The following is a 26,045-nucleotide window of genomic DNA, read 5'->3' as shown; positions in this document are numbered from 1 at the left end:
TAACTGGATTTATTGATGCACCAAACTCAATAAGCTCGCCGCACAAGCAAATAATACCGCAAAAGCTCGATTCAAATATTTTTGTTGTTTGGGTGATTTTAATAACCGCAGCACTTTTGCAGCGAGACCGGTATACCCCGCCATGACAATCAAATCGATGCTAATCATTGTTGCAGCCATGATGACATATTGAATCCATTGGGGTTTGGATAAATCTAAAAACTGCGGCAAAACTGCCAACAAAAATACAATCGCTTTAGGATTGCTCATATTGACCAAAAAGCCATGTAAAATTAATTTTGAACGTGATTTATTGGGCAAATCTTGTTGGATTTCAATTGACTCTGTTGGCGCTGTCCACTGTAAATAAGCCAAATACAATAAATAGCCCACACCAAACCATTTCACGATCAGAAAAGCCCATGGTGTCGTCGCAAATAAGACCACTGCCCCAGCTGCAACAATGGCGATCTGAACCAAAAGTGCCAATTGCAGGCCGATTGCATTCCAATACCCATGCTTAAACCCATAATTCAAACCACTCGACATAGACGCAATTGCACCTGCACCTGGGGAAACACTAATCACCCAACATGCCAACATATATGCAATCCAGATTTGATAGGACATCATTAGCTCAAGTTTGAAATGGGTCTGTATTATATGACATTTACTCTATTTTCATGACAATAATGCACGCTAAAAGGCCAAATGAAGGCTACACTCTCAGCGCTGCTTAAGGCACAATACACACAGCCACTCAGAAATTATAATTTTTAGGAGCCATGAATGTCTGCTCAATCTGTAATTTTGCCATTACCCTCAGATCATGCTCGTTTTATTGTTTTACGTTTAAAAGATTTAACGATTAGCGAATTAAAAGAACAACTTGAAGACTTATTTAACACTCGTGATCGTCTGATTACCCAACATCCTAATGCACAGATTAAAACGGCTGTGGCTTTTGGACCAGAACTTTGGGCGCAACTTTACAGTCAAGCTCCGGCAGGCTTTAAACAACTTGATCCAATTCAAGGTTCATTTAACATGCCTGTAGTGCCAGCAGATGTGCTGATTCACATTGCGGCACAGCGTACAGATATTTGCTTTGCTTTAAGCCAAGCTTTCTTTGATGGCATTCAAGATAAAGTTGAGGTTTTAGATGAGCGTGTTTGCTTCCGTAATTTCGATGGCCGTGACTTAACTGGTTTTATTGATGGTACTGAAAACCCTCAATTTCCAGATGACCGTGCTGAAACAGCATTATTAGCAGAAGATGCGGGTATTTTTGCTGATGGTTCTTTTGTCTTTGCACAGCGTTATGCACATAACTTAGATAAATGGAAAAAGTTAAAGGTAGATGCTCAGGAACATGTCATTGGGCGCACCAAACTTGAGTCAATTGAGTTGGATGAAGACGAACAACCTGAAAACTCACATGTATCACGTACCGTTGTTGAAAATGGCGAAGGTGAAGAACTAGCAATTTTGCGTCATTCATTGCCTTATGGCGATGGCCGCGGTGACCAAGGTTTGTTTTTTATTGCTTATACCAAAGATCTCAGCATTATCGACAGCATGCTGGTTCGCATGTTCGGTACTAGCGGTGACGGCATTCACGACCGCTTACTTCACTTTGTTACGCCAATGGACGGAGCGTATTACTTTGCACCGAGTGAAGAGTTATTGGAAGAAGTGCTGGAAGATTGAATAAATAAAGCCGACGAGAGTCGGCTTTATTTTTTAAAAATGCTTAAGCACAACCTTCCATTAAAGTTAGGTTAGTATCACCTACTTTTATACCTATAATTTTTTTGCTTTCGATATCATACCGTGTACCCTTTGTTTTATCATGATTCCAAATAATAATTGAATAATCATTTTGAGATTCACCATATGGATTTATTTTTTTATCAATCACTGAATTCTTATATTTTTCATAAATTTTACTTTCTTCATCCCCTACTTTAATTCCTAGATTCGTAGAAACTCCGAGTTGATTTGAAGAAATTACAGAAATTTTATTATTAAAAACTTGAAAATCCACATCGGATTTTATTTTTCTATTTTTAGCAAAAAAACAATTATCTACTCTACTATTTTCAATTTCAATAAATTCATCGTTAATTCTTTGATTTACTTCAACTCCACCAAAACCATTTTCTGTAAATATAGCATTTACATTATCATTTCGTATAACTTCAACTTCACTCTTTGATTGTTCTGTGCATGCTATTAATAAAAAGTATATTAAAAAACTAATAGTAAAAACTGATTTCTTTTTCATTATAAATCTTCCACTTTTGGAGAAAAGTTATGTAGATGAATATGATGATTATGATCTTTCCATGACTGCGAATGAGGCAATAATGCATTTTTTTTAATTTTCACTGGATGTGAGCCAAACAATTTATAGCCAAATTTAAATAACTCTTCAACAAAAGCGACATTTTTATTCCAATCAAAATGATCATGAGAAGTATATGTTACTTCTGTCATATGTCTATTATTAATAGCTATATATCTAAAATCACCATTTATACCATTCAAATGACTTACACTTTCACCTGGGGAACCATCCCTACAACTAAATCCAGATCCAATATATTCGGCATAACCCAAATTACACATAGCACCAAGAACTGCAGACATTGATAATCCTGATAAATAATACCGACCATCACCACTAATAATATTCCACTTATAACCTAAAGATCCACTTTTGTAATATTTATGTTTACGTTGATCAATCAAATATGTATTACCACCTGCCTTAACACCTTTTGATTGCCATTTATCAGCCACTACAAATTGAGACTTACCTAAATTATAAAATCTTCCCGCCGAATCATAGTAAATAAATTCTGCATAACCAGTAGCAGCCTTATTTTCACGCTTAATCTTACCATCATGGTAAATATGATAACGTGTTGTATCACTTGTAGGTGGAGATTGATTACTAACAGTTGTTAGTGGCTCACCGCCATTTTCCGTGTATGTATTATCTTGAATAGGCTGATTTTTTTCAGCCTCTGATTTTGCTCTTTCTGCCTGTTCTTTTGCTTCTTTTTCCTGAGCTTCTAGTTGCTTTTTTCGCTGCATTTGGTCAGATTTTTTCTTGAGTTCATCTGCTTCCTTACGCTTTTGATCGGCAATTTCATATAGCTTTGAAGCTTTTACAAATCCCTCATTAACTTTAAAATGCCTAATTGGTATTCCTTTCAGAACACGGACCTTCTCCAGCTCTTTATTTTTTATTCCAAAGCCAAAAACAAAACCCAATAGCATTTTAACACTAATATCTCCATTACTATCTGTTCTTTTCGCAATTTGCTTATTTCTATAAAAAATACTTACTAGAGTATTTGTTACATTTTCATTATTTTCTTTAACATTAATTTTAAAAAAACATACAGGTAATTTAATTTTAACAGTCTGATTAGATAAAGACTGTTCAACTTTAAAATGATGTATCTTTTGACGTTGTCCAGCTCCAGATACTGAAACCTCGATATCTTCGCCTACTTCAGCCACTACACCTTTTTTAGTCCCTGATGAATCTGCTGTATGCTTTTTTATATTCCCTTTATAAGTTAAGTAAAAACCCATATTAGAAATAGCTTTCTTTGTATCCTCTTCTATAATTTGAATATTAAAACTCACATCTTTTATATTACCAGTAACTACTTCTTTTTTTTCTTCAGATGTATTCTGTTCATTTCTTACTTCTTGAGGTGTTTTATTAGACTGAGGCTTTGATTGAGGCGTATTATTTTCTTCTAAATTCGCTTGAAATATTGAAACATCAAAATCTTTTAAGGTTGCAATTTGTTTTTGATCAGCTTTTTGAATAATAGGATTAGATTCTTTACCATCAGCTACAATTTTAATCTCAGTTGATGGGTGTCTAACAATGACAGGGAGACTGCCATTTTCATCACTTTTAACCCGAACCTTCGTCTCTGCAGAAAAGGATTTTCCTGAATATATTGAAACAACTGTAACTTCTTTATTTATTAATGCCTTTTCATTTTTATCTTTTAGATTTATATATATTTTTCGATTACAACACTGCTCTAAATCAAATCCACCAAAGTCTTGAATATATTTTTTAATATGTGTTCCATTACCATCTGTTTGTTTATGACTAGAAAATTTTGAAACACCTAGAAAAGCCCCCAAACCTCCTATACCAACCAAATGCATGCCAGCGATAACGCCAGACTCATTAATCTCTACACCTTGAATCACCCGACCAAAATGCTCATTTAAATTATTATTTCTAATCTGCTTACATAAATAATTAATCCATTCTTTTATTACTTCATATTGAATTTGAGGATTATTCAAAAATTCAAATTTCGAATTTATATTTTTTTTACCTGACCAATGTCCTGACCAATTATTAGAGTCAAATTGATTCTTCCAATTTTCATGCAAAGCAGATCCTTTCTTTGCCTTTTTAATATCTTCATAAGAGATCCCTTTATCACCTAAATAATATCCTAACTCATAAAGTGCAGACTCCCCCCATTGAAATAAACCCAAATATCCAGCATCATTAATTTTTTTTGCACACCATAGATTTATTGGATGATTTAATGACAAAGATAAATCTGATGAGGATTCTTTAAAGCTAACCGCTTCAATAAAACCCGATAAATTAGTTTCAAAATTTCTAGTAGTACCATCCTTAAAAGTGATTGTTTTTTTCATTATTATTACTCTTTGTACCAATCATTAGCTTTATATTTTTCCATACTTACAGATGTATTATTTTTTAAATAGCTGTTAAGTATAAATTTTAATTCTTGATCCTTACCAACCTGATTGCAACTTAAAACTACTGACTGATCTTTACTATTTATTTTTCTAAAATATGCAAAAGCATTTTTTTCATCATAAATTAACCAAACATTGTGCCCATATTCTTTGTATTCGGCATTATAAATATTATATATTTTTTTATTATATGATATTTTTTGACACTGTCCTGTTGATAACCATTGTGATTTATTTGTTTTTAAATTCAAATCATTAATTACTTGCAAGCGATTTAAGCTACTTTTATCTCTACCAAAATTCCAAATATGTTCACATTCAACTTCCTCAAGCACCTGTATCTTTTTAATTGGCTGATTCCAATAACTCATACAGTCTTTCGAACTTTCTGCATATAACGTTGAGCTATTTAAAAATACAACTATAGCTATTATTTCTTTTAATTTTTTCATAAACTCACCCTTAAATTCCAAAACTCTTAAAATCATCTTCTAAATTATTATCGTCATCAATTTCCTCAGCATCGTGATTATGATCATCTTCATGACTGCCACAGCATGCTTCACCTAAATTATCCTGAGAAACATCTTCCTCCATAAGAAATAATTTATCCGAATCAATCTCAGATTTGCCTAACAGTCTTATTTCTACATTGTCAGGATTATCACTAAAGATTCTTTGAGTACGTGCATCTTTGTCAAGCAGGCCTATAAATTCCGTATTTTTATTTTTATTTATAACTTTATATTTAAATCCATCTTCCAATAATTCTTTAGAAATTAGATCTTTAAATTCAAATCTCCGACTAAAAACCCCACTCTCAGGCAGCTTAGGCAATTGTGCATTTACAGTCGCTCCTCCCACAAAACTATGCTGCCCTGCCTTACTCTCAAACTTGCCACCTGTCGTGGTAAATATTCCACTGCCATTAATTTTCAGCTGTGAACCTCCTGCAGTCAGCACAATTTCTTTAGGACTGGTAATTTCAATTTTATCTTCTGTTGAAATGAGCTTAATCACCTTTCGTGCAATTGCTTCAATAGCATCATCTTGGGCTTGTAATTCAACTTTCCCTTTTGCGGCATAAGCACTCAGGCCCTTTTGAGCCGCAAACAGACTGATTTTGTCTTGTGCATGACCGACAATATTCTTTTGAGCACTGAAATTAATCGAACCTTGCGCACTTTCTGCAATATCCTGCGAGGCTTGTAAAACAATATCTTCCGGTGTGGTGAGTGCAATACCATTAGGTGATGCAAGCAACATCAACGCTTGGCGGAATAATTTGCCTTGTTCTTGTTTTGCCGCTGTATTGGATTTTTCTAAACCTTGCGCATAGCCTTCCATAAAGCCTTGTACTTTTTCTAATGCTTTTATGGGTGTCATCGCTGGTGGCAAACCAAAACCACCATTATTCAACAAATCATCAGGGTTAAATTTGATGTCTTCGATCAATTTACCCACATCTTTTAATGCTTTTAATGGATCTTCTTTGAGGTTACTTTTCAGACTTGCAACCCGCCCTTGAATCACATCCTTACCATTTTCTTCAATATGATCTATGACAGACTTTAAGTTATCAAAGGCATCTTCGGCATCATTAAAGAATGCTTTAAATTCTTTTACTGTACTTTTGACATCATGTGCGATTGAACCCATTTCTTTGACAAAACTTTTGCAGTTTTTTAACGCTGCCAATGGGTCTCGACTTAGCTCCTCCTTGAACAAATTTAAAGTCGCTTTGACACCTTCGGCAGTACTTTTGATTTCTAAAGAGTTTATTAACTTCGGCAAACGATTAATCACATTTAATGCATCGGTCTGCTGCTTTACGGCTAAATCGCTCAGCATATTCATGCTCTGATGCCCTTGATTTAAAAGAGACTGAGCTTCAGCAGCAGCAAGATGATCGGCAACGGCTTTATCCTGCGCATAGGTACTAATAAGTAAACCTTTACCTGCACGCATTGCCCCCCAAGCATCCGTTCGCAGCTCAAAACCCTCTCCTCGACCATGGCTACTGTCTTGTTCTTTAGGATGGCTGAGATTACCTAAATTCAGCTGTGTCGCTGCATGACTACTTTGTAATTGGGTACTGATCTGCCCCGTCGTGTCATCAAAGCGCAGTTGGTTAAAGCCTGCTCCCGCAACTTCTTGCGAGCGGATACCACTGAGTTTTTTGGTTTCAGGAAGCTGACCTTTGAGGTCAAACATTGTCTGAGATCGTTCAGCTTCATGTATTCGTCCTACTACAAAGGGACGATCGACATCTCCCTCAAAAAAGTCGATAACCACAATCTCGCCAATACGAGGATGAAAACGTGCGCCATAACCTTCACCTGCCCATGGGGTCAGCACATCAACCCAAGCTGAGTCACTGTCATTATCATTACTCCCTGCTCCACCATCATGACTATGGTCATCGCTGCGGGTGAACGTAAACCGAACTTTGATACGCCCCCAAGCATCGACATAAATACTTTCACCTTCTGGACCGACCACTTTAGCCCGCTGTGGAAACGCAGGTGGCCGGTGTAATAAAGGATCATATTCAGGAACAACAGAAATTTGCCGACGGACCACATACAGCTCGTTGGCCTGCCGTTCATCCCCTAAAGATAGCCAACGGCTTACGGCAAGTAACTTTTCTAATTGAACCAAAATATCTTTGGGTAAATTATTTTGGTTATAAAATGCTTTGCCCAATATGAGAAATTCACGATCTGTCGTTTGATGTTGATCGATTTCAGGATGATTTTCTAATTCAAACCAATACCCAACTTGTGCATCCCTTACGCTACTGCTGGCGGTAAAATATTTGGCTTGTAATTCCTGATATTGATTGAGTTGCCGATTCAACTGATCCAATTGCTGTGTATTTGAAGTGGTCGCCTGATCTGCACCTTTAAGGTCAGTTGTCCAAGCCGAACTTACGGTCCAAGCCTGCTCTAAACTTAAGGTTTCATTGTGCTGTTGCTCACTCTGTGCATGGGCGCTTAAGAGCGGATTACTTTGGTCTTGTGCCAAATGTTGAGCTTGCCAACGCTGCGTTTGAATGGTGGTCGATTGTAAAAAGCGTTCTGCCACAAAACTGGTGATCGTGTCTAAACGTTCCGTGGCATGACTCCGATGAAAGCGAATCTTTTTCCGCTCTAAAGCACTATAAGCCTGATTGGTATCAATTAAACGCAGCTGCTGTGCTTGCATCGGTGCAGCCGAAAATGCGACAAATAACTCAGCTTCATCAATTAACCAATTGATCCCTTCACTGCGCCAAAGGCGAGTCAAAAATGCATAATCACTTTCATTCGCCTGCATGGTGAATGGACGTACATCATAAGTACGTGCCAGCCCCTCTAAGTTCAAGCTTAAACTGGCAGCAAACAACGCACTTTTTTTCTGCCATTCACTAAAAATAATCTCGGTCATCTCCCCTACCGACTTATTCATAAAGACACGGCTATTACGACGCTTATGCCAGAGTGCTGTGGCATCCTCAATCACCAGTTTATAAACGGTCAATGCACCATCACTTTGACCTTGGCTTGCACCTGTAATCACACCAGTCAGGCGACTGAGTTGTCCCAAATCTGTCACTTGATCGACAGCCACTCGGCCACCGATAAACTGCTTTAAAGCCAAATGAGCATTGGTCGATAGACAAATAATTTCCGCACGAAAGCCTTGATTGATACGGTGTTGACCTTCAATCCGTTGAATAAAAACTTCTGTGTTTAATGATTCATTTGAAAAATGAATGTGTAGCGCACGTTTCTGTACGCTAAAGCCAAAGTTTTCCACCATGGCGTGAATATTTTTAAGCATTGTTATTATGTATTTAATTTTTTAATGACGGCATTTTAGGAAATGATTATTTTTTCGTCTACCCCATTTTGCAAATAATTTGTTGAATTCTTCTTTTTGGCTTTCACATCACTTTAGTATTCAAGTGAATAGGAACATCAATACTGGATCAATTTTACGGATCTAACTTTTCGCAGCCGCTGAGATGCTGCTACACTCAAAATGCAATCTATAAAAAATTTTAAGCTCCATGATCACAATTGAATCCAAACTGCCTGCCCAAGGTGTGACTATTTTTAGCGTTATGAGTGCAATGGCGCAGCGTCTAAATGCACTGAACTTATCTCAAGGTTTTCCTGATTTTCCTGCACCTCCAGCACTGTTAAATGCGCTAAATGATGCGACGCAACAGGGTTTTAACCAATATGCACCCGGCGATGGACTGATGCATTTGCGTGAGCAATTGGTCCAACTGTTTGCTCATCGAGACCAATTAAATATTGACCCTCACACCGAAGTCACCATTACCCCGGGTGCAACCATCGGTATTTTTAGTGCCATTCAAGCTGTGGTTCATGCGGGTGACGAAGTGATTATTTTTGATCCGAGCTATGACAGTTATGCGCCCAGTGTAAAATTGGTTGGGGCTCATCCCATTCACATTGCCTTAGAGACGCCCCATTTTACTGTGGATTGGAATCGTGTTGCCGCTGCGATTAACGATAAAACCCGGATGATTATTGTCAATACACCGCATAATCCAACAGGTGCTGTTTGGGGGCGTGAGGACTGGCTCAACTTGATCGAACTGATTCGAGATAAAAATATTATTGTGCTGTCGGATGAGGTCTATGAGCATTTAATTTTTAATGGTCGTCAGCATCTATCTGCTTTGTCATTTCCTGAGCTGCGTGAACGCAGTTTTGTCGTGGGTTCATTTGGTAAAACCTTTCACGTCACAGGTTGGAAAACCGGTTATTGCATTGCAGCGCCAGCCTTGATGCAAGTGTTTCGCCAAATCTATCAATTTGCCAATTTCTGCGGTGTTACGCCCGTACAAATGGCATTGGCTAACTTTATGGCAGAACATCCGGAGCACATTACTGAGTTGGGCGATTTTTACCAAGCCAAACGTGACCGTTTCAATGCCGGCTTAAGCCACTCTAGATTTGAGTTGATTCCATCGGCAGGTACCTATTTCCAAAACCTTGATTACAGTGCCATACGCCCAGATTTAAATGATGTGGAAATGTGTCAGTTGTTGGCAGAACAACATAAAATCGTGGCGATTCCTGTCTCGGTATTCTATCAAAAACCGCCGGAAAATTTACGATTATTACGTTTCTGTTTTGCCAAACAAGATGCCACCTTAGATCAAGCTGCAGAGATTCTCTCCGCGGTTTAAAGCAATATCTGCCCAAACGTTTTTTTAAAACAGACATGTAGAAATAATGAAGCCTTGGTTACTCAAAAACTAAGGCTTTTTTGAATGCCAACATGATAGTGTTATCAGTGACTTAAAATCATAAAAAGCCGCGTCTAGGACCTGAGCATGTCAAAACAACAGTCCCTCGTTACTCAGCAAAATTTATGGAAAACGTTTTTAGTTTTTCTGGTGCCTTTGATCGCCACCAATATTTTGCAGAATTTATCTGGGACCATTAACACCGTTTTTGTCGGTCAGATGCTTGGGGTGCATGCCATTGCAGCCGTTGCGGTATTTTTTCCAATTTTGTTCTGTTTAATGGCTTTTGTGATTGGACTCTCGGCAGGTGCAACCGTGTTGGTGGGTCAAGCTTGGGGCGCGCAGAATCTTGAAAAAGTTCGTACCGTCGTGGGTTCAACGCTGTTTATGACCTTGATTGGTGGCAGTATTATTGCCTTTTTAGGGGTGATATTTGCCAAGCCCATTTTATTGGCCTTAGGCACAGCCCCTGACGTGATGCATTTATCTTTGCCTTATGTGCAATGGATGCTTGCCGGTAGCCCACTACTCTTTATTTATATTATTTACACCTCGATTTTGCGTGGTGTCGGTGACAGTACCACTCCGCTGATCGCATCGGGTATGACCATTGGTTCAGGGCTGATCATTACACCCGTGCTGATTGCCGGAAAATTTGGATTTCCAAGTTTAGGCATTATTGCCCCTGCCATTGCCAGTCATATCGGCTTTTTAATTGCTTTGGTGTTTTTATATTTCTATTTAAAAAAGAAAGATCACCCACTCAAACTCGACTTCGAGTTGATTCGTCATATTCGCCATCAACATGATCTCAGCAAAATTATCTTAAAACTAGGCATTCCTACAGGTATTCAGATGGTCACGACCTCTGTGGCCGGTCTCGTGATTGTCGGTTTAGTTAACCGCCACGGTGCTGATGCTACTGCTGCATATGGCGCGGTCAATCAGGTTTTGAACTATATCCAATTCCCAGCCTTGTCCATCGCGATTGCGGCTTCCATTTTTGCAGCACAAGCCATCGGTTCAGGTCATTCTGAATTAATTAATCGCGTGAAACGTACGGCCATCGGGATGAATTTCATTATTACTGGCATTTTGGTGGCATTGGGCTATTTGTTCTCTAAATATTTAATGGCGCTGTTTATTACAGATCCTGAAGTTGTGGTTCTCGGTCAAGAATTACTGTTCATTGTGCTTTGGTCGATTTTATTTTTTGGTGCCAGTGCGATTTTTGCTTCCATTATGCGGGCCAGTGGAACGGTGACCGTGCCGATGATTATTAATATTATGGCGATTATTTGCATTGAAGTGCCGTGTGCCTACCTATTCAGTGAATGGTGGGGCTTAAAAGGCATTTGGTATGCCTATGCCTTGGCCTTTGTCAGCTTATGTATTTTACAAGGGCTGTATTACCAACTGGTATGGAGACGAAAAGCCATCAAAGTATTGCTATAAGGTTCGCTAATAGCGTTCAATGCCAATCCGCAGCTTTGCATCTCAATATGGAAAATCTTGTACACATCCATGCATAAAGTTTGCCGTTAAACTGCTGTTTATTTTTCAACATTTGGTTTTATATCCTGTTGATTTATCTACACCTAGAACCAATTAAAATTAAAAATTTCATATTTTCAAACAATTACGGTTTGGCATAGATTTTGTTCTTATCCCTTTTATCTTTTAAGAATAATTGGGATGAGAAATTTTTTATGTCTAAACGTCAAATAAAGCTTGGGGCTTTTATTCCAACCACCTCACAGCATGTCGCGGGTTGGCGCCACCCTGAATCTCGCCCACAAGATCATCTCAATATTGATTATGCAATTGAACTGGCAAAAACCGCAGAACGTGGTCTATTTGATGCCTACTTTCTTGCCGATGGTCTGTCTGTCCGTTGGAGTTCTGCTGTCGAAGGTGAGAAAGGTTTGGACGATAAAGGCGTCGGCTTTGAACCCGTCACATTGTTTGCAGCCCTATCTGCTGTGACGCAAAATATTGGCTTTATTGCCACAGCGTCCACGACTTATGAAGACCCCTACATTTTGGCGCGTAAATTCGCTTCTTTAGATCATATTTCTAAAGGTCGTGCTGCGTGGAATGTGGTAACAACAGCGTCTGCCGATGCCGCAAAAAACTTTAACATTCAGCAGCACCCTGAACCCAAAGAGCGTTACGAACGTGCCGATGAATTTATTGAAGTCACTCAAAAACTTTGGGGCTCATGGGAGGATGATACCTTCCATTACAACAAAGAAACTGGGCAATTTTTTGATGCCCGAAAACAACATCAGCCCAATCATCAAGGTCAATATTATCAAGTACTGGGTGCACTCAACGTCTCTCGCCCACCGCAAGGCTATCCGGTGATTGTTCAAGCAGGACAATCTGAAGACGGTCGTGAACTAGCCGGTAAATATGCCGAAGTGATCTTTACAGCACAGCAGAATTTAGCAGATGCGCAAGCCTTTTATCGTGATGTCAAAAACCGCTTAGTAAAGTATGGCCGCCATGTGGATGACCTGAAAATTATGCCAGGGGTTTCAATTTTTGTTGCCAAGACTGCGCAAGAAGCCCAAGAAAAATATGACTTTTTAAATAGCTTAATTCACCCAGAAGTGGGTTTAAGTTTATTGTCTGCTTTAGCCGGTGGCATTAATTTGGCCAAGTTTGATCTAGATGCCCCTTTCCCCAAAATCGAAGATGCAGACATTAATTTTTCGAGTCGTCAGCAGATGATGATTGATATTGCCCGTAAGCACAATTTTAGTATTCGTCAGCTCTATCAATATATCGCTTCAGCCCGTGGACATTGGACCTTAATTGGCACGCCTGAACAAGTCGTAGATCAATTGCAAGAATGGTTTGAGAATGACGCTGCCGATGGTTTTAATGTGTTGCCACCAACAACACCTGCAGGGTTAAATGACTTTGTCAATCTCATCGTCCCTGAACTGCAACGTCGCGGTCTATTCCGAACGGTCTACGAAGGCACGACTTTACGTGAAAACCTCGGTCTAAAACGCCCTGAAAATCAATATGTGCTGAAGAATCAACAGGTGCAGGCCTCTTAGTAAATTTTTAATCCGTGATTTTATTCCCCATCTCTAAAATGCCTCTTTCGAGGCATTTTTTCTATCTGAGTTAGGCCATCTGCACAAAATCCCTTAATTTTATTATGTGTTTATATATAAACAGATAAGTTCTGCAAGATTTTGGATGATGCATCCACAACAAGCGATTAATTTCTCTGTTGATTTTAAAACAGTAAAAACTTCACAATAAAATAATATCTTGTTTTATAACAATATTTTTATTGGCATAAACATTGTAATACTCCTAGTGAACAATAACATTTACAGAGTTTATTTATGTCAAAACGTCAAATTCGCTTAGGGGCATTCGTACCAGGGACTTCGCAACATGTGGCAGGTTGGCGCCATCCGCAGGCTCGCCCACAGGATAGTCACAATTTAAAATACTTTATTGAACTGGCAAAGACCGCAGAGCGTGGCTTATTTGATGCCTATTTCCTTGCGGATGTTCCCGTCACCGTCGATCCTGATACAACACCTGATTTGGGTCTCAATGGCACCTTCTCTGCCGGGCTCGAACCGGTATCCCTATTTTCTGCACTTGCAGCGGTAACCGAACATATAGGCTTTATTGCCACAGCGTCGACCACCTATGAAGCACCTTATAATTTAGCGCGAAAATTTGCCTCTTTAGATCATCTGTCTGAAGGTCGGGCGGCATGGAATGTGGTGACCACTTCTGGCAGTGTGGTTTCAAAAAACTATGGCATCAATGATGCGCTGCTCCCCAAAGAACGCTATGAACGTGCGGATGAATTTATAGAAGTGGCACAAAAGCTTTGGGACTCTTGGGAAGATGATGCCTTTGAATACAATAAACAGACTGGGCAATTTTTTACGGGCGATAAACTGCATCCACCTCGCTTTAAGGGTAAACATCTTGCGGTACATGGTGCATTAAATATTGCTCGTCCACCACAGGGCTATCCCGTGATTGTACAAGCGGGACAGTCTGAAGATGGTCGTGAACTGGCCGCCAAATATGCCGAAGTCATTTTCACCGCACAGCAAAAATTAGAAGATGCCCAAGCCTTTTATCGTGATGTGAAGTCGCGTCTTATCAAATATGGTCGCCATGCCGATGACTTAAAAATCATGCCGGGTGTATCGATCTTTGTTGCACTAACTGAAGCCGAAGCTCGGGCAAAATACGATGAATTAAATGCATATATTCATCCGACTTTGGGACTGAACTTACTCAAACAATTGGGTGGTTTTACTGAAGACCTGTCGCAATTTGACCTCGACCAAACGCTACCAGAACATTTAACACAGGCGCAAAATGGCGCAAGCCGTCAACAACTGATTTTAGAGATTGCGCGTAAAAATAATTTTACCATTCGACAACTTTACCAATGGGTTGCAAGCGCACGTGGGCACTGGACGCTGATTGGAACACCCGAACAAATAGTCGATCAACTACAAGCTTGGTTTGAAAATGAAGCGGCGGATGGTTTCAATATTTTGCCACCAACCACACCTGCAAGCTTAGATGATTTTGTAGATTTGGTTGTCCCTGAACTGCAACGTCGTGGTCTATTCCGCACGGCTTATGAAGGCAAGACCTTACGGGAAAACTTAGGTTTAAAACGACCTGAAAACCAATATGTTTTTAGAAAAAAGACATACCTCCCAAGCCTCATAAACCAACGCTTGATAAAACTTAAAAACAAATGCCCCAACTGGGGCATTTTTATGGACTGATATTGATCCAACTTAAGCGATGATCATACTGACCTATATTTGATAAGCCAAAAAAGCCCTGAATTCAGGGCTTTTACATTGTCTAGGAGATGGTCAATCCAGACTTACCATGCAAATTTATAATCGGCAAATCGGTGAGATAAAGGTTCAAGCAACTGATCTTTTACTGGATCACTAAAGTCAGTCAAAATGTCATTTTTAATATTGGACAGACGGACATCTTCGCGTTTACGCGGATGGGCTAAATGAATATCTACAATTCGTTTAATTCGTCCCGGATGTGGCTGCATGACCACAACCCGATCACCCCAAAATACCGCCTCTTCGACATCATGGGTGACAATGATCATGGTGATTTTTTCACTTTGCCAGATTCGCTGCAATTCATCCTGTAAATTTTGACGTGTCAATGCATCAAGTGCACCAAAGGGTTCATCGAGTAATAAAATCTGAGGCCGATTCACCAAACTCCGGGCAATCGCCACACGTTGATTCATCCCACCAGACAACTGCGAAGGATAAGCATCTTTAAATTGGGTTAATTTGACCAACTCTAAATGTTCATCAATCAATACATCTTCTTCTGCACGGCTAAACTGACTTTTATGTAATGCAATCCGTACATTTTCCCGTACCGTCAACCATGGAAACAGGCGATGATCTTGAAACACGATGCCGCGTTCCAAACTCGTGCCCTGTATAGGCTGACCATCAACCAAAATTTGGCCCTGAAACTGACGCTCTAGACCAACCAATAACCGTAATAGTGTGGATTTTCCGCAGCCACTACTTCCCACAATACTGATGAACTCACCCGGCTGAATATTCAGATTAATGTCCTCAAGTACGGTTAGGTCTTCTTGCTTTTGTGTGGGATAATGTTTCGTTAGCTGCTGAATAGAAACCGAACCAGCTTGTTCTAAGCTCATATCATTATTCTCTATTTGTGCTGACAAACTTTGCTGGACTAAACCTTAGAGTTTAGCCAGTGACACTTCCGTCGATTTAATTAACACCACCACCTCTGAACCTACTTTTAAGTCTAAATCCTTCACCGAACGCGTCGTGATCACGGACGTAAAAAAGCCTGCTTTGGTTTCCACATCAATTTCTGAAACCACTGGACCTTCTACGATTTCATTAATCACGCCTTTGAATTGGTTTCGCACATTTACTGAAGTAATCGCCATTTTAATTATGCCTTTTGTTATTAAGAGAGCTTTACTATAAAACAGTTCAATCACTTGCTATATCTTGATTTATCCTTTAGTTATCCCGATTTTATTTATCTTAAAATCAGATAAATAATCCATACATGAATTTATCGGTGAAACTGATATTTAAATATCGAATTATTATTTATCTTTTATTTTTAAATCTTTCATCATGATCTGCATTTTCAACAACTATAAGAAACGATATGTCTATTTTGACCCACCCTGCGGTGCCCTCTGCACTGAAACATAAACGGGCAACAGCGACGGTCTTTGCAGACCCGTTATCGCAAGCGTTGTTGTCTCGAATTGAACAAATTGCACCAAGTGAGGCCAATGCACTCATCATTGGTGATACGGGCACAGGTAAAGAGTTGGTTGCACGCCAAATTCATCAATTGAGCCATCGTGCCAAAGGTCCTTTTATCGCGGTGAACTGTGGCGCCTTTACCGAATCCTTGGTCGAAAGCGAACTATTTGGACATGAAAAAGGAGCGTTTACAGGGGCTATTAACAACCGTGTCGGTTGGTTTGAAGCAGCCCATAATGGCACCTTATTTTTAGATGAAATTGGTGATCTGTCCTTGCCGATGCAAGTCAAATTACTCCGTGTTTTACAAGAAAGAGAGATCGTTCGAGTCGGCTCCCTCAAATCCATTCCGATTAATGTTCGGATCATAGCCGCAACCAATGTCGATTTAGAGCATGCCGTACAAGACGGGCGTTTCAGGGAAGATTTATTCTACCGCTTACATGTGGCTTTGCTGCGCATTCCACGTCTCGCAGAGCGTCGTGGCGACATTTTGCCTTTGGTCAAACACTTCATTCAGGTCTATCAAACCAACCCACATGACACACCATTACGCCTCAGCCAACTGGCTCTCAAAAAACTCAGTTTACATAGTTGGCCGGGCAATATTCGCGAATTAGAAAATACCATTCAACATGCGATTTTAGTCAGTGAAAAAGGTGTGATTGAACCGGAAGATATTAGTTTTTCGAGTATTCAAAGCGCATCGTCATTTTCACGTGCAGAACCTTTTAACTTACAAAATGCCACCTCGGCTGTAGCCAATATCAAGGATATTCAAGATGCTGGACAGTTACTTGAGCAGACCTTTTTACAAATTTTTCAAGCCGCAAATCAACTTAAGCAAGACAATATTAATGAGCTGATTGAAGAAAAATTTATCCGAAGTGCATATCAGCACTGTCAATACAATCAAGTGCATACGGCTCGTTTGCTTGGAGTGACACGCAACGTGATTCGTACTCGCCTGATTAAATATGGCTTATTATAAATAAGTCATATTTTTATTTTCTCCACATTAAAATAATAATCCATACAAAAATGATAAATAAATATTCATCCACATTATTTTTTATTCATTGCATTATTTTAAATATAAAAAATCAGCAATAAAAAAACCTCGGTATATCCCGAGGTTTTTTTATTTTTCTATTTCGTCTAGATTATTCCACGGGGTTACGTTTCCACGCTGTGAAGTATTTCTCTAGACCAATCAAGAAGTAGTTAAAGGATAAGCCTACAAGAGTAATGACTAAAATCCCCACAAACATTTGTGGAATTTCAAAGCTGAACTGCGAATAAATAATCAGATACCCCAGACCTGCTTTGGCACCAAACATTTCTACTGCCACTAAGGCCAAAATCGAAATCGCCCCTGCTAGACGGATACCGACAAAAATCGTGGGTACGGATGCAGGTAGAATCACTTTTCGGAACAATTGATAGGGTTTTAGGCCCATGGTTCGTGCCGATTTAATCAGTAAAGGATCGACTGTTTGTACGCCTGTAATGGTGTTCAATAAAATCGGCCATGTGCATGCATACACCAACAAACTGATTTTTGAGGTTTCACCAATGCCTAAAAATAAGATGAACAACGGCATTAACGCCAGTGCTGTGGTATTACGAAACAGTTCTAACAATGGATTTAAGGTTTCAGCCACGAGCTTGTACCAACCAATGATGAGACCCAAAGGAATGGCGATCGCTAGGGCCAAAATGAAACCAATAATGGAACGCTTTATACTGGCCAAGAAATGGATGCCTAATTGCCCGCTTTGATATAGCTGCCATGTGGTTTCCAACACCACAGATAACGGCGGTAAAAAGGCTGGATTGACCACACCACTACGCGGCAGAATCTCCCACAGCAGGAAAAAAGCCACGATGGCAATGGTGCGTTTAAATACCGTGTTTAACCAAGTGAACTGTAGTCGGGGTTTAATGTCGTTATAGGTTTGCGTATAACTGATGGCTTGTTTAGTCGATGACATAAATAAATCCTCTGAATATTTTAGTTATGTGCAAGCTGTTTATGTTTTTCGAGGGCTTGCGCTTTAATCACTTCTTCACTGAGCAATGACCAAATTTTGTGGCGAATTCGGCCATATTCAGGCAATGAACGGACATCTTCACTCGAGCTGCGCAGGCTTTGTGGAATTTCAATCACTTCCTTAATCCGCCCCGGTCTTGAGGTCATAATCGCCACGCGCTGACTCAGATAAATCGCTTCATCAATACTGTGAGTAATAAAAACGATGGTTTTTTTCGAGCTTTTCCAGATATTGATCAACTCGGCCTGTAAGGTTTCTCGGGTTTGCGCATCCAAGGCAGCAAAGGGCTCATCCATCAATAAAATTTCTGGTTCATAAGCCAAACTTCGGGCAATCGCAACCCGCTGCTTCATCCCACCTGAAAGCTCATTTGGATAATGCTTTTCAAAGCCACTTAAGCCTACAAGCTGCAAATAGTATTCGGCTTTTTCACGGCGTTCTTTTTTTGCTACGCCTTTGGCTTCTAGGCCAAATTCGATATTTTCCAGTGCGGTTAACCATGGATAGAGCGCATATTGCTGAAACACAATGCCACGGTCTAAACCCGGTTGAGTAATCTGCTTGCCACTCAGTAAAATCTGCCCGGCCGACGGTTTGGTTAAACCTGCAATTAAGTCTAATAATGTAGATTTTCCGCAGCCACTTGGCCCTACGATTGAAACAAATTCACCCGGTTGAATATCCAAAGTGACATTTTCTACAGCAACAAATTCAGGCTTATAGTTTTTACTGCCGACATGGTTTTGTGCAGGAAATACCTTACGTACGTGATCTAAATGTAATGCACTGGTCATTGTTATATTCCTTTTGATTTTTGGTCTTTCGCATAGGGATTAAATTCATTGCTATAGATGCGACTGACCTCAATTTGATTCGGTTTTAATTTGTGTTCTTTTTCTAAGGCACTCACCCATGGGGCAAAGTCTTGATCTTTTTGCACGCCACCGACTTCGTGGACACCTGTGCCTGTGTAATATGGAATAAGTGCTGTATTTTCATTGCGTTGACGTTTTTCAATAATGCTTTCCATACGGGCAATGATTTGCTCTTTCGGCGTGTTGTGTAGCCATTCCTGAGCTTTGGCCACGCCACTGACAAAAGTACGAGCCAACTCAGGATGCGCTTGAATAAACTCTCCACGCATCGAAAAACTGCCTGCGGTAAAGGGCCCGTATAAATCAATATCTTTAAAGATGCTACGTACACCACCATGTTTTAAGGCCCGTTTTTCCAAAATGCCTGAGAACACCGCAATATCAATTTGACCATTCCGTAGAGCTTGTTCTGAGCTCACTGGTGGCAACATAATCAGCTCAACTTGTCGGATTTCATCGTCAGTTAAGCCATGACGAGCCAAATAGTCTTTCACCACAAAGTCATAATGTGCCCCGTAGGCATTCACTGCGACTTTCTTGCTAATAAAGTCTCGTGGGCCACGTATAGGACTATTTTCTAGCACATAGAAACCCACGTTTTGTTCAGCATCACTGCCATAAGATGCGACGACTGGGACCACATCTAGACCCGCGGCAATAACTTTCACCACAGCGCCATTAAAGGCTCCAGCGAAATCAACATCTCCTGCCACCAAGGTGAGTAAATCTTGTGGCCCACCTTGTACTGTGCCGACATAACTGAGTTTAATGTCGCCTAAATAGCCCAAGTCTTGTGCCAACTCAGGCAAAGACACCAGTCCCGGATAGCTTTGATAGCGTAGTTCTTTTAAAGCCATTTGCTGAGGTTCATCCACTTGCTGCGTGCTGCAACCAACCAAGGCTGTGCCACCGACCAAGGCAGCTAAAAATAGGCTACGCCAGAGTTGAGGAATGTTATGGATTGTCATTTTTTTCATTGTTATGTTCTCCTATCCAACCTGCTGCCAAGCTAAAACTTTACGTTCAACCCAAGTCAGTACCGTATTGAGCAACACGCCCACAGCACCAATCAGCAACATGCCAAAAATAATCAGTTCGACATCAAAAGCCTGACGCCCTTGAATCACGATATTGCCCAGACCATTGCCATAGTTCGCCAATAAAAATTCAGAGCCAATAGTGGCAAGCCATGCGAAAATCAGCCCAAGTTGTAAACCGACAAAAATCTGAGCCGAAGCGCCGGGCAAAATCAATTTACGAAACGCGTAGGCCTTGGGAAATTGATAGACTTCGGCCACTTCACGATATTTATGCGAAATACTGCTCACACCTTCAAAGGTGTGTAGCGCCACGGGATAAAACACCGATAAGGTAATAAACAGCACTTTGGCGCCGTGTCCCTCACCTAAAAAGGTCGAAATTAGTGGCAACCATGCAAACAGCGAAATTTGACGCAATACATGAAAGCTCGGTGCAAATAACCAATTCGAAAGGCGTGAACTCGCGATCAAGATCCCAAACAACACACCTGCTATCGCACCTATGCCATAGCCAATAAAATTACGTGCCAAACTTTCGGCAAAGCCTGTCAAAAAGCTCGGTTGTTGAAGCACGATCACAGCTTTTTGCAGCACGAGCCATGGACTAGGAATCAACTTTGGATCGACCCAGTTTTGCTGTGAAGCCACAGCCCACAGTGCGATAAATGCCACAGGTAGAACGAGTGCTTTTGCTGTTTTAACTAAGACTTGGCGCGCTGCCGCGTTTAATGAAAGGATGCTCATGGGTTGCCTCCTACTCGGGTTGCGTGAAAGCGTGCCGTTTTTTCTAACCAAGCCAGCAAGGTATCTAAGACATAGCCCGTAATACCAATCATGATGATCGCCATGAAGATCAAGTCCATCTGCATTAGCTGACGTCCCCACACCATGAGATAACCAATTCCTTCACTACTTGCTAATAACTCGACAAAAACCAATGCCAACCACGCCTGCATAATGCCTTGACGTAAACCACTGATCACACTAGGTAGTGCAGCTGGGAAAATCACCTCTTTGAGTTTTGCCAATTGCTGTATTGGTAAACCTCTGCCACTTCCATCAAACTATTCGGCACATGAGTAATGCCCTTATAGGTTGCAATCAACAGCGGTGGTAACACAGCCAATGAAATAGCGGCTATCTTCAAAGCCTCATCGATGCCTAAGAAAATCATCAATAATGGAATCCAGCCAACTATGGGAAATTGCGCAACAAGATTCACCGTCGGAAAAATAAAGTCCCGACTACGCTTTGCTAATCCCAACACAGTACCAAGCAAAATCCCGACACTGGCACCAAGCAAGACACTCCATAAAATACGTTTGGCACTGATGGCAAAATGAAAACTCAATTCACCGCTTTGCCATAATTCGACTGTGCTTTGCCACACCAGACTCGGTGCAGGTAAAATCTGCTCAGGCAACCACTGTTTAAGTGTTGCCACATACCATAGACCGAACAACAAAACTGGCATCAGAAGTCCACACGCCACTTGCAAAGTTAGTTTTAAATAGGTCTTAAAAAAATCCAACGCACTTCGGTCACTTTGCAAGGGAACCGAATGTGCAGATACATCCGTAAGGCTCATAATTCTTGTCCTTTTACGCTCTGTTCTGAGACATCAGGTTTTAAAAATTGAATAAATTCCTGATCTTTGCTGATCAAAATAATCAGACCAATAAACACCAGCCCGATCGGTAAAAATAAATTTTGTAGTCCAACCTGTGCGCCAAATACGGCGCCTATCAAGCCACCCAACAGCCCACCCGAAGGTCCGACGAGGGCTAAAATTGGAGAAATCTTAGCCATCGCAGTTTGCTCACCGACTCGGGCGAAAGACATAAAATTGGCGATATGCAACATACCGAGTCCAAGTCCAAACATGACCGAAGCAGGCCACATCAACAGCGTGATTTTGGTTAAGGCTAAAATCAGTAATGCCGTTGCCATCAGGCTTAGGCCAATCAAATAAAACTTTTGATAACCCATCAGCTCAGCCAAACCGCCCATGCTAAATAGCGATCCCACAAAGACGATGCCTTGTACGGTCAGCAGCATCACCGCCATTGGCTCCGAAAGTGCAAAACTTTGGATAGCAATCACCACAATGAAAAAGCCAAAGTAGTTATTTGCCACGCTGCTCAAAAATTCCAATATGCAGACAATCCGCAGCGAGGCATGGGTTTTGATGAGTGCCAAAGGCGCCACAATATCTCGCCATTGAAAATGCGGGCGATTCGTCGCTTGCGGAGTACTACGTTGAAAGCACCACGGAGCCAACAGCAAGGTGCCTAAAAAAAGCAAAGACACCACATAAAAACTTCCGCCATAGCCGAAATGCTCGATCAACAACACGCTCAATGCAGGTGCAATCAGGAAATATCCCATCATGTGCGAACCGCGAAACCAACCCGCACGGGCTGGACCTAAACGCTTTAAATTGCTCAGAAAAACGGTATTGATCGAAACAAAACGCATGGGTAAGACAAAACTCACCAAGGCTGTCACCGCAAAGAGATACCATGCACCAGCTTTGAGTGGCGTTAAGCTATAGACCACAGCGCCCAACACACTGCCGATGCAGAATATTTTCAAAGACCCAAAGCGCTGTACCAACACGCCAATCGGCAATGCCATGATCAAAATGCCAAAATTTTGCGCTGCAGAAATTAGCCCCAATTGCAATTCGGTGGCTTCTAAATGCACGGCATACAAGGAAATTAATACCCGTGCGACACCCACACCCAGTCCAGCCAAAATCGTGAGCAGCACAAAACTGCTCATAAATTTGGTGGTTAATGGACTGGCAATTACATTGCTTTCAATCGGACGACTCATGGCTGCGACTTACTTCGGTTGACCTTGAGCATTAAATTGGCGCCAGTAACCCTCTAACTTCAGCTCTTTCAAGGCATTATTTAGATACTTCGGCTCATACCATGTTTTGGTATCTACATCACGACGGATTAAGCGAGCGTCTTTGGCAATTTTTAAAGCACTATCAATTTGTGAACGATGGAATTCATCGAGCAGCGGTGTAGTACGGTCTTTTAAATTCCAGCCATCCCAAGTTTTTTGATAATCCACCAATGGAATGCCACTTTGAGCCCAAAGTTTATATTGCGCACTACGATTAGCTTCTTGAGAACTCCACTGCGCCTGTTTAATCAGTGTCGTCACGACACGTTGCACCACCTCTGGATATTGTTTTTCAAAACTTTCTGTCACCCAAAAGTGCGCAATCGGTGCAACTTTGGGATCTTTAATTTCAACTAAAGTTTTCGCCACTCCACGCGCTTGCAAACTAAATGGTGAAGTAATCGTGGCATCAATATCACCTGTCGCTAACGCAGTACGTGCCGAATAGGCATCTTGCGAAATCACTCGTAAATCACGCTCTGTTAAATTGTATTTTGCTAACACACGGTTAAATACGATCTGACTATTTGTGCCTTTGAAGACGGAGAATTTTTTGCCTTTTAGATCTGCAAAGGATTTGGCATTAGAGCCGGCAGGCACCACCACATAAGTTGGGCCAAAACGCCCTGTCGAGAACAACACTTTGGTTTTTAATCCCGTCGAACGTCCAACCAATGAGGGCAAATCGCCATGCAATGCAAAGTCCACTTTGCCATTGGCTAAAGCTTCATTGGTTGCAGGGCCTGCTCCTGGGAAAAAGAGCCAATTCACCTTAATGCCATCTTTTTTAAATTCTTGTTCGAGCACACCTCGTAAATGTGCTGTAGCTACAAAACTACCGCCCACTTTGGGTTTACCCCCCTCACCCGCAGCTGATACTGAAATGCGAATTTCTTTGGGATTGGCAGCATGCAATTGAACGCTTAAACCAAGTGCTGAAAGTGCCAAGAATGTGGCTGCGATTTTTTTAGAGATAATTTTCATTTTAAATGTTCCTTAATAGTTTAAATATTTGAATTAAAAGGTGTACTGAACCTGAGCTTGCAGCTCATTGGTGTCTTTTTGATTTGCCGTTTCGACATCAAACAGATAGTGATTCAGCTGTAATTGGAATTTTGTGGTTTGCGCAAAAAATAGGTTTAAACCCAAGGAGTGAATGTCATATTCACCAATACGACCGCTCGCGGTATCGAGATAGCTTGCGTTGTTTTTATTCGGGTTATAGCGGTCAAAACGGTAATAGCCTTGGACTGACTTCGGCCAGAAATCATCAAATTTGGCGTTGGATTTAATACTGTTGTAGAACTGATCGCCCAAGGTGTAGAAGGCAGTAAATGTATGCCCTTCCGCTTTGGCTTCTTTGATGTCTTGGGCTATGGTGTCGACATAATCGGTTTTGCCTTGCAGATATTCATAGGTCACACCAAATGGTGCGTGGTTATAATAAATATCGAAACCCAAACGATCACGTTTCGCAGCACTATCAGTGATTCCGCCGGCTGAAATTTTCGATTCACCTTTGATATAAGAGGCCCCAAACTTTAACTCACGGAAAATGCTGGCGTAGTCCACTGGCAATGTAAAAGCCACACGACCGATATAATCTTTGCCGTTGTTGTCATCCGCCTTATTACTGGCATTCCCATTGGTTACCCCTAAGGCATACTCAAACAGCGGTGCACGGTAGTTCGATGCAAAGTCGACAAAAGGTTGGGCATCCCCACGGACGATAAATCCATTTTGACGATTAAACAGTCCTAAAAAGGTCGAAGCTGCAGCGGTACTAATGGTTGGACGCAAATCTTCAGGAGACTGCACATCTAGACCAAAGGGCAATAACTGCTGACCGAGCGTAAAGTTCAGTTTGGCTGTTTCGGGGCCCGCATTGGTGGCAAAAGCGTTATAGCGAACAAAGGCATCCAGTAAGTTAAAGTTACTGTTATTGGTGCCATCATTGCGTTTGCCATAACCAAAGGACAATTGATAATCGAGGTTTTTGCCTTCGTTATAATCCCGGAATAAATTCCCGCGTACACCGATCAGCGCAGTCCCAATATCAAATGTTGATTTGGTTGCACCCAACACACCCGTTTCATCGAGCGCACTGGCACGTAGTTGAACCGTGCCATACAGGGTTGTGTCACGGGTCGATTTGGTGGTTTGACGTTCATATTGACGTGACTGATCGTACTTATAGTTTTCAATATCTGCACGTAAGCCGTCGATATCTTCGGATGTTGCTGTGGTTACTTCTGCAACCTGCGTTTCACCTTCAATATCAGCGGCGTTGCTCGTATCGTCTGTCGTCACAGCGGCCGTTTCGACGACTTGGCTTTTCGTCGCACCAGATTCCACGGCATTTAAGCGTTTTTGCAAACTCTCAATTTGTTGTTTTAAGCTGCTCAGTTCTTGCTGAAGTGCTTCATCCGATGCAAAACTCAGCTGACTGGTTGCGGATAAAATCAGTCCGACCGCAACGGTTAATGTGGTTTTTTTCATGATTTGGTTTCACTAACATTTTTCCCAAAGCGCAAAATCCCCCAACCCCATGCAAGGTGCATGAAGTGAATGTACTGCGTGGGTTTTTTAAAAATTAATCTGAGTGGTCGTAGGTTTTATTCAACTTATGCACGACCGAAACTCGAAGACAGCTTTTAGAATTTAAGCGCGCATCATCGCGAGTGTCATAGCACAACAACATGCCTGTTGTAGGACACGAAAAGCAGAAAGATATCGATGCGTAAAAGTACTCATAAATGTTCCATACAGTGGTGAGTTTTGTTCAC

22 protein-coding genes are annotated in these 26,045 nt (G+C 41.0%); 6 read left to right on the top strand and 16 right to left on the bottom strand.

The features are described from left to right. Positions 1-9 precede the first annotated feature (9 nt). Positions 10-630, bottom strand: a complete 621-nt coding sequence (locus FTU16_RS10820; protein WP_180163232.1) for a LysE family transporter — start codon at positions 628-630, stop codon at positions 10-12. 159 nt (positions 631-789) lie between these two features. Here FTU16_RS10820 and FTU16_RS10815 point away from each other — a divergent pair, with 159 nt between their 5' ends. Next, a complete protein-coding gene (locus tag FTU16_RS10815) occupies positions 790-1,710 on the top strand; it encodes a Dyp-type peroxidase (protein ID WP_180163231.1) in 921 nt (306 codons plus the stop codon). Between the two features lie 43 nt (positions 1,711-1,753). Here the strand turns inward: FTU16_RS10815 and FTU16_RS10810 are convergent, their stop codons facing one another. The 4 genes from FTU16_RS10810 to FTU16_RS10795 are packed head-to-tail and all read right to left on the bottom strand — an operon-like array spanning position 1,754 to position 8,607. Continuing rightward, positions 1,754-2,287, bottom strand: coding sequence for a hypothetical protein (locus FTU16_RS10810; protein ID WP_180009574.1), 534 nt, complete (start codon positions 2,285-2,287; stop codon positions 1,754-1,756). Then, positions 2,287-4,716, bottom strand: a complete 2,430-nt coding sequence (locus FTU16_RS10805) for a hypothetical protein (RefSeq protein WP_180163230.1) — start codon at positions 4,714-4,716, stop codon at positions 2,287-2,289. Before FTU16_RS10805 ends, FTU16_RS10810 begins: the two co-directional genes overlap by 1 nt. A 5-nt stretch (positions 4,717-4,721) precedes the next feature. Continuing rightward, a complete protein-coding gene (locus FTU16_RS10800; RefSeq protein WP_171262675.1) occupies positions 4,722-5,234 on the bottom strand; it encodes a hypothetical protein in 513 nt (170 codons plus the stop codon). A gap of 10 nt (positions 5,235-5,244) precedes the next feature. Then, complete coding sequence (locus tag FTU16_RS10795) at positions 5,245-8,607, bottom strand: type VI secretion system Vgr family protein (RefSeq protein ID WP_180163229.1); 3,363 nt, start codon at positions 8,605-8,607, stop codon at positions 5,245-5,247. A gap of 229 nt (positions 8,608-8,836) precedes the next feature. Between FTU16_RS10795 and FTU16_RS10790 the strand changes: the two genes are divergently transcribed. The 4 genes from FTU16_RS10790 (at position 8,837) to FTU16_RS10775 (ending at position 14,847) form a co-directional block, all read left to right on the top strand. Next, on the top strand, positions 8,837-9,991 hold the full coding sequence (locus tag FTU16_RS10790) for a methionine aminotransferase (RefSeq protein ID WP_180163228.1): 1,155 nt from the start codon (positions 8,837-8,839) through the stop codon (positions 9,989-9,991). A 147-nt stretch (positions 9,992-10,138) separates the two neighbouring features. Beyond that, positions 10,139-11,506, top strand: coding sequence for an MATE family efflux transporter (locus tag FTU16_RS10785; protein ID WP_180003516.1), 1,368 nt, complete (start codon positions 10,139-10,141; stop codon positions 11,504-11,506). Positions 11,507-11,760: 254 nt separating this feature from the next. After that, a complete protein-coding gene (locus FTU16_RS10780; RefSeq protein ID WP_180163227.1) occupies positions 11,761-13,122 on the top strand; it encodes an LLM class flavin-dependent oxidoreductase in 1,362 nt (453 codons plus the stop codon). Between the two features lie 297 nt (positions 13,123-13,419). After that, entirely contained in the window at positions 13,420-14,847 is a 1,428-nt protein-coding gene (locus FTU16_RS10775; protein ID WP_180163226.1) for an LLM class flavin-dependent oxidoreductase, read from the top strand. A gap of 104 nt (positions 14,848-14,951) precedes the next feature. Here FTU16_RS10775 and FTU16_RS10770 read toward each other — a convergent pair whose 3' ends face one another. Together FTU16_RS10770 and FTU16_RS10765 are read right to left on the bottom strand one after the other, a co-directional pair. After that, positions 14,952-15,776, bottom strand: coding sequence for an ABC transporter ATP-binding protein (locus FTU16_RS10770; protein WP_180163225.1), 825 nt, complete (start codon positions 15,774-15,776; stop codon positions 14,952-14,954). A 45-nt stretch (positions 15,777-15,821) separates the two neighbouring features. Then, a complete protein-coding gene (locus FTU16_RS10765) occupies positions 15,822-16,037 on the bottom strand; it encodes a molybdopterin-binding protein (RefSeq protein WP_067765474.1) in 216 nt (71 codons plus the stop codon). 230 nt (positions 16,038-16,267) lie between these two features. Here FTU16_RS10765 and FTU16_RS10760 point away from each other — a divergent pair, with 230 nt between their 5' ends. Further along, positions 16,268-17,362 (top strand): sigma-54-dependent Fis family transcriptional regulator, encoded by a 1,095-nt coding sequence (locus FTU16_RS10760; protein ID WP_180163224.1) that lies wholly within the window; start codon positions 16,268-16,270, stop codon positions 17,360-17,362. A gap of 172 nt (positions 17,363-17,534) precedes the next feature. Here FTU16_RS10760 and FTU16_RS10755 read toward each other — a convergent pair whose 3' ends face one another. The 9 genes from FTU16_RS10755 to FTU16_RS10720 are packed head-to-tail and all read right to left on the bottom strand — an operon-like array spanning position 17,535 to position 25,758. Further along, positions 17,535-18,365 (bottom strand): ABC transporter permease, encoded by an 831-nt coding sequence (locus tag FTU16_RS10755; RefSeq protein ID WP_168378818.1) that lies wholly within the window; start codon positions 18,363-18,365, stop codon positions 17,535-17,537. A 20-nt stretch (positions 18,366-18,385) separates the two neighbouring features. Next, on the bottom strand, positions 18,386-19,219 hold the full coding sequence (locus FTU16_RS10750) for an ABC transporter ATP-binding protein (RefSeq protein ID WP_078191496.1): 834 nt from the start codon (positions 19,217-19,219) through the stop codon (positions 18,386-18,388). A 2-nt stretch (positions 19,220-19,221) separates the two neighbouring features. Beyond that, positions 19,222-20,277 carry an ABC transporter substrate-binding protein gene (locus tag FTU16_RS10745; RefSeq protein WP_257227116.1) on the bottom strand — a complete coding sequence of 352 codons (1,056 nt, stop codon included), beginning with the start codon at positions 20,275-20,277 and terminating at the stop codon, positions 19,222-19,224. Between the two features lie 12 nt (positions 20,278-20,289). Next, positions 20,290-21,084, bottom strand: coding sequence for an ABC transporter permease (locus tag FTU16_RS10740; protein ID WP_180105969.1), 795 nt, complete (start codon positions 21,082-21,084; stop codon positions 20,290-20,292). Continuing rightward, positions 21,081-21,368 (bottom strand): ABC transporter permease, encoded by a 288-nt coding sequence (locus tag FTU16_RS16535; protein ID WP_257227115.1) that lies wholly within the window; start codon positions 21,366-21,368, stop codon positions 21,081-21,083. The genes FTU16_RS10740 and FTU16_RS16535 overlap by 4 nt, the downstream gene beginning before the upstream one ends. Continuing rightward, on the bottom strand, positions 21,347-21,928 hold the full coding sequence (locus FTU16_RS10735; RefSeq protein ID WP_257227114.1) for an ABC transporter permease: 582 nt from the start codon (positions 21,926-21,928) through the stop codon (positions 21,347-21,349). The genes FTU16_RS16535 and FTU16_RS10735 overlap by 22 nt, the downstream gene beginning before the upstream one ends. Beyond that, a complete protein-coding gene (locus FTU16_RS10730) occupies positions 21,925-23,178 on the bottom strand; it encodes an MFS transporter (RefSeq protein WP_180113243.1) in 1,254 nt (417 codons plus the stop codon). The genes FTU16_RS10735 and FTU16_RS10730 overlap by 4 nt, the downstream gene beginning before the upstream one ends. A gap of 9 nt (positions 23,179-23,187) precedes the next feature. After that, on the bottom strand, positions 23,188-24,243 hold the full coding sequence (locus tag FTU16_RS10725) for an ABC transporter substrate-binding protein (protein ID WP_180163223.1): 1,056 nt from the start codon (positions 24,241-24,243) through the stop codon (positions 23,188-23,190). Between the two features lie 33 nt (positions 24,244-24,276). After that, positions 24,277-25,758, bottom strand: coding sequence for a carbohydrate porin (locus FTU16_RS10720; protein WP_180163222.1), 1,482 nt, complete (start codon positions 25,756-25,758; stop codon positions 24,277-24,279). Between the last annotated feature and the right edge of the window lie 287 nt (positions 25,759-26,045).

Source organism: Acinetobacter sp. YH12069, from assembly GCF_013419675.1.
In the GTDB taxonomy this organism is placed as follows: Bacteria; Pseudomonadota; Gammaproteobacteria; order Pseudomonadales; family Moraxellaceae; genus Acinetobacter; species Acinetobacter amyesii.
The sequence above is the reverse complement of the archived record's forward strand: the minus strand, read 5'-3'. Positions and strand labels throughout refer to the sequence as shown.

Excerpts from the sequence above, each read along its gene's own strand:
- FTU16_RS10735 (WP_257227114.1), bottom strand. The coding sequence starts at position 21,928 with ATGAGCCTTACGGATGTATCTGCACATTCGGTTCCCTTGCAAAGTGAC.
- FTU16_RS10755 (WP_168378818.1), bottom strand. The coding sequence starts at position 18,365 with ATGTCATCGACTAAACAAGCCATCAGTTATACGCAAACCTATAACGAC.
- FTU16_RS10790 (WP_180163228.1), top strand. The coding sequence starts at position 8,837 with ATGATCACAATTGAATCCAAACTGCCTGCCCAAGGTGTGACTATTTTT.
- FTU16_RS10810 (WP_180009574.1), bottom strand. The coding sequence starts at position 2,287 with ATGAAAAAGAAATCAGTTTTTACTATTAGTTTTTTAATATACTTTTTA.
- FTU16_RS10820 (WP_180163232.1), bottom strand. The coding sequence starts at position 630 with ATGTCCTATCAAATCTGGATTGCATATATGTTGGCATGTTGGGTGATT.
- FTU16_RS10815 (WP_180163231.1), top strand. The coding sequence starts at position 790 with ATGTCTGCTCAATCTGTAATTTTGCCATTACCCTCAGATCATGCTCGT.
- FTU16_RS10770 (WP_180163225.1), bottom strand. The coding sequence starts at position 15,776 with ATGAGCTTAGAACAAGCTGGTTCGGTTTCTATTCAGCAGCTAACGAAA.
- FTU16_RS10745 (WP_257227116.1), bottom strand. The coding sequence starts at position 20,277 with ATGAAAAAAATGACAATCCATAACATTCCTCAACTCTGGCGTAGCCTA.
- FTU16_RS10775 (WP_180163226.1), top strand. The coding sequence starts at position 13,420 with ATGTCAAAACGTCAAATTCGCTTAGGGGCATTCGTACCAGGGACTTCG.
- FTU16_RS10795 (WP_180163229.1), bottom strand. The coding sequence starts at position 8,607 with ATGCTTAAAAATATTCACGCCATGGTGGAAAACTTTGGCTTTAGCGTA.
- FTU16_RS10805 (WP_180163230.1), bottom strand. The coding sequence starts at position 4,716 with ATGAAAAAAACAATCACTTTTAAGGATGGTACTACTAGAAATTTTGAA.
- FTU16_RS10720 (WP_180163222.1), bottom strand. The coding sequence starts at position 25,758 with ATGAAAAAAACCACATTAACCGTTGCGGTCGGACTGATTTTATCCGCA.
- FTU16_RS10740 (WP_180105969.1), bottom strand. The coding sequence starts at position 21,084 with ATGAGCATCCTTTCATTAAACGCGGCAGCGCGCCAAGTCTTAGTTAAA.
- FTU16_RS10725 (WP_180163223.1), bottom strand. The coding sequence starts at position 24,243 with ATGAAAATTATCTCTAAAAAAATCGCAGCCACATTCTTGGCACTTTCA.
- FTU16_RS10760 (WP_180163224.1), top strand. The coding sequence starts at position 16,268 with ATGTCTATTTTGACCCACCCTGCGGTGCCCTCTGCACTGAAACATAAA.
- FTU16_RS10765 (WP_067765474.1), bottom strand. The coding sequence starts at position 16,037 with ATGGCGATTACTTCAGTAAATGTGCGAAACCAATTCAAAGGCGTGATT.
- FTU16_RS10785 (WP_180003516.1), top strand. The coding sequence starts at position 10,139 with ATGTCAAAACAACAGTCCCTCGTTACTCAGCAAAATTTATGGAAAACG.
- FTU16_RS10750 (WP_078191496.1), bottom strand. The coding sequence starts at position 19,219 with ATGACCAGTGCATTACATTTAGATCACGTACGTAAGGTATTTCCTGCA.
- FTU16_RS10730 (WP_180113243.1), bottom strand. The coding sequence starts at position 23,178 with ATGAGTCGTCCGATTGAAAGCAATGTAATTGCCAGTCCATTAACCACC.
- FTU16_RS10800 (WP_171262675.1), bottom strand. The coding sequence starts at position 5,234 with ATGAAAAAATTAAAAGAAATAATAGCTATAGTTGTATTTTTAAATAGC.
- FTU16_RS10780 (WP_180163227.1), top strand. The coding sequence starts at position 11,761 with ATGTCTAAACGTCAAATAAAGCTTGGGGCTTTTATTCCAACCACCTCA.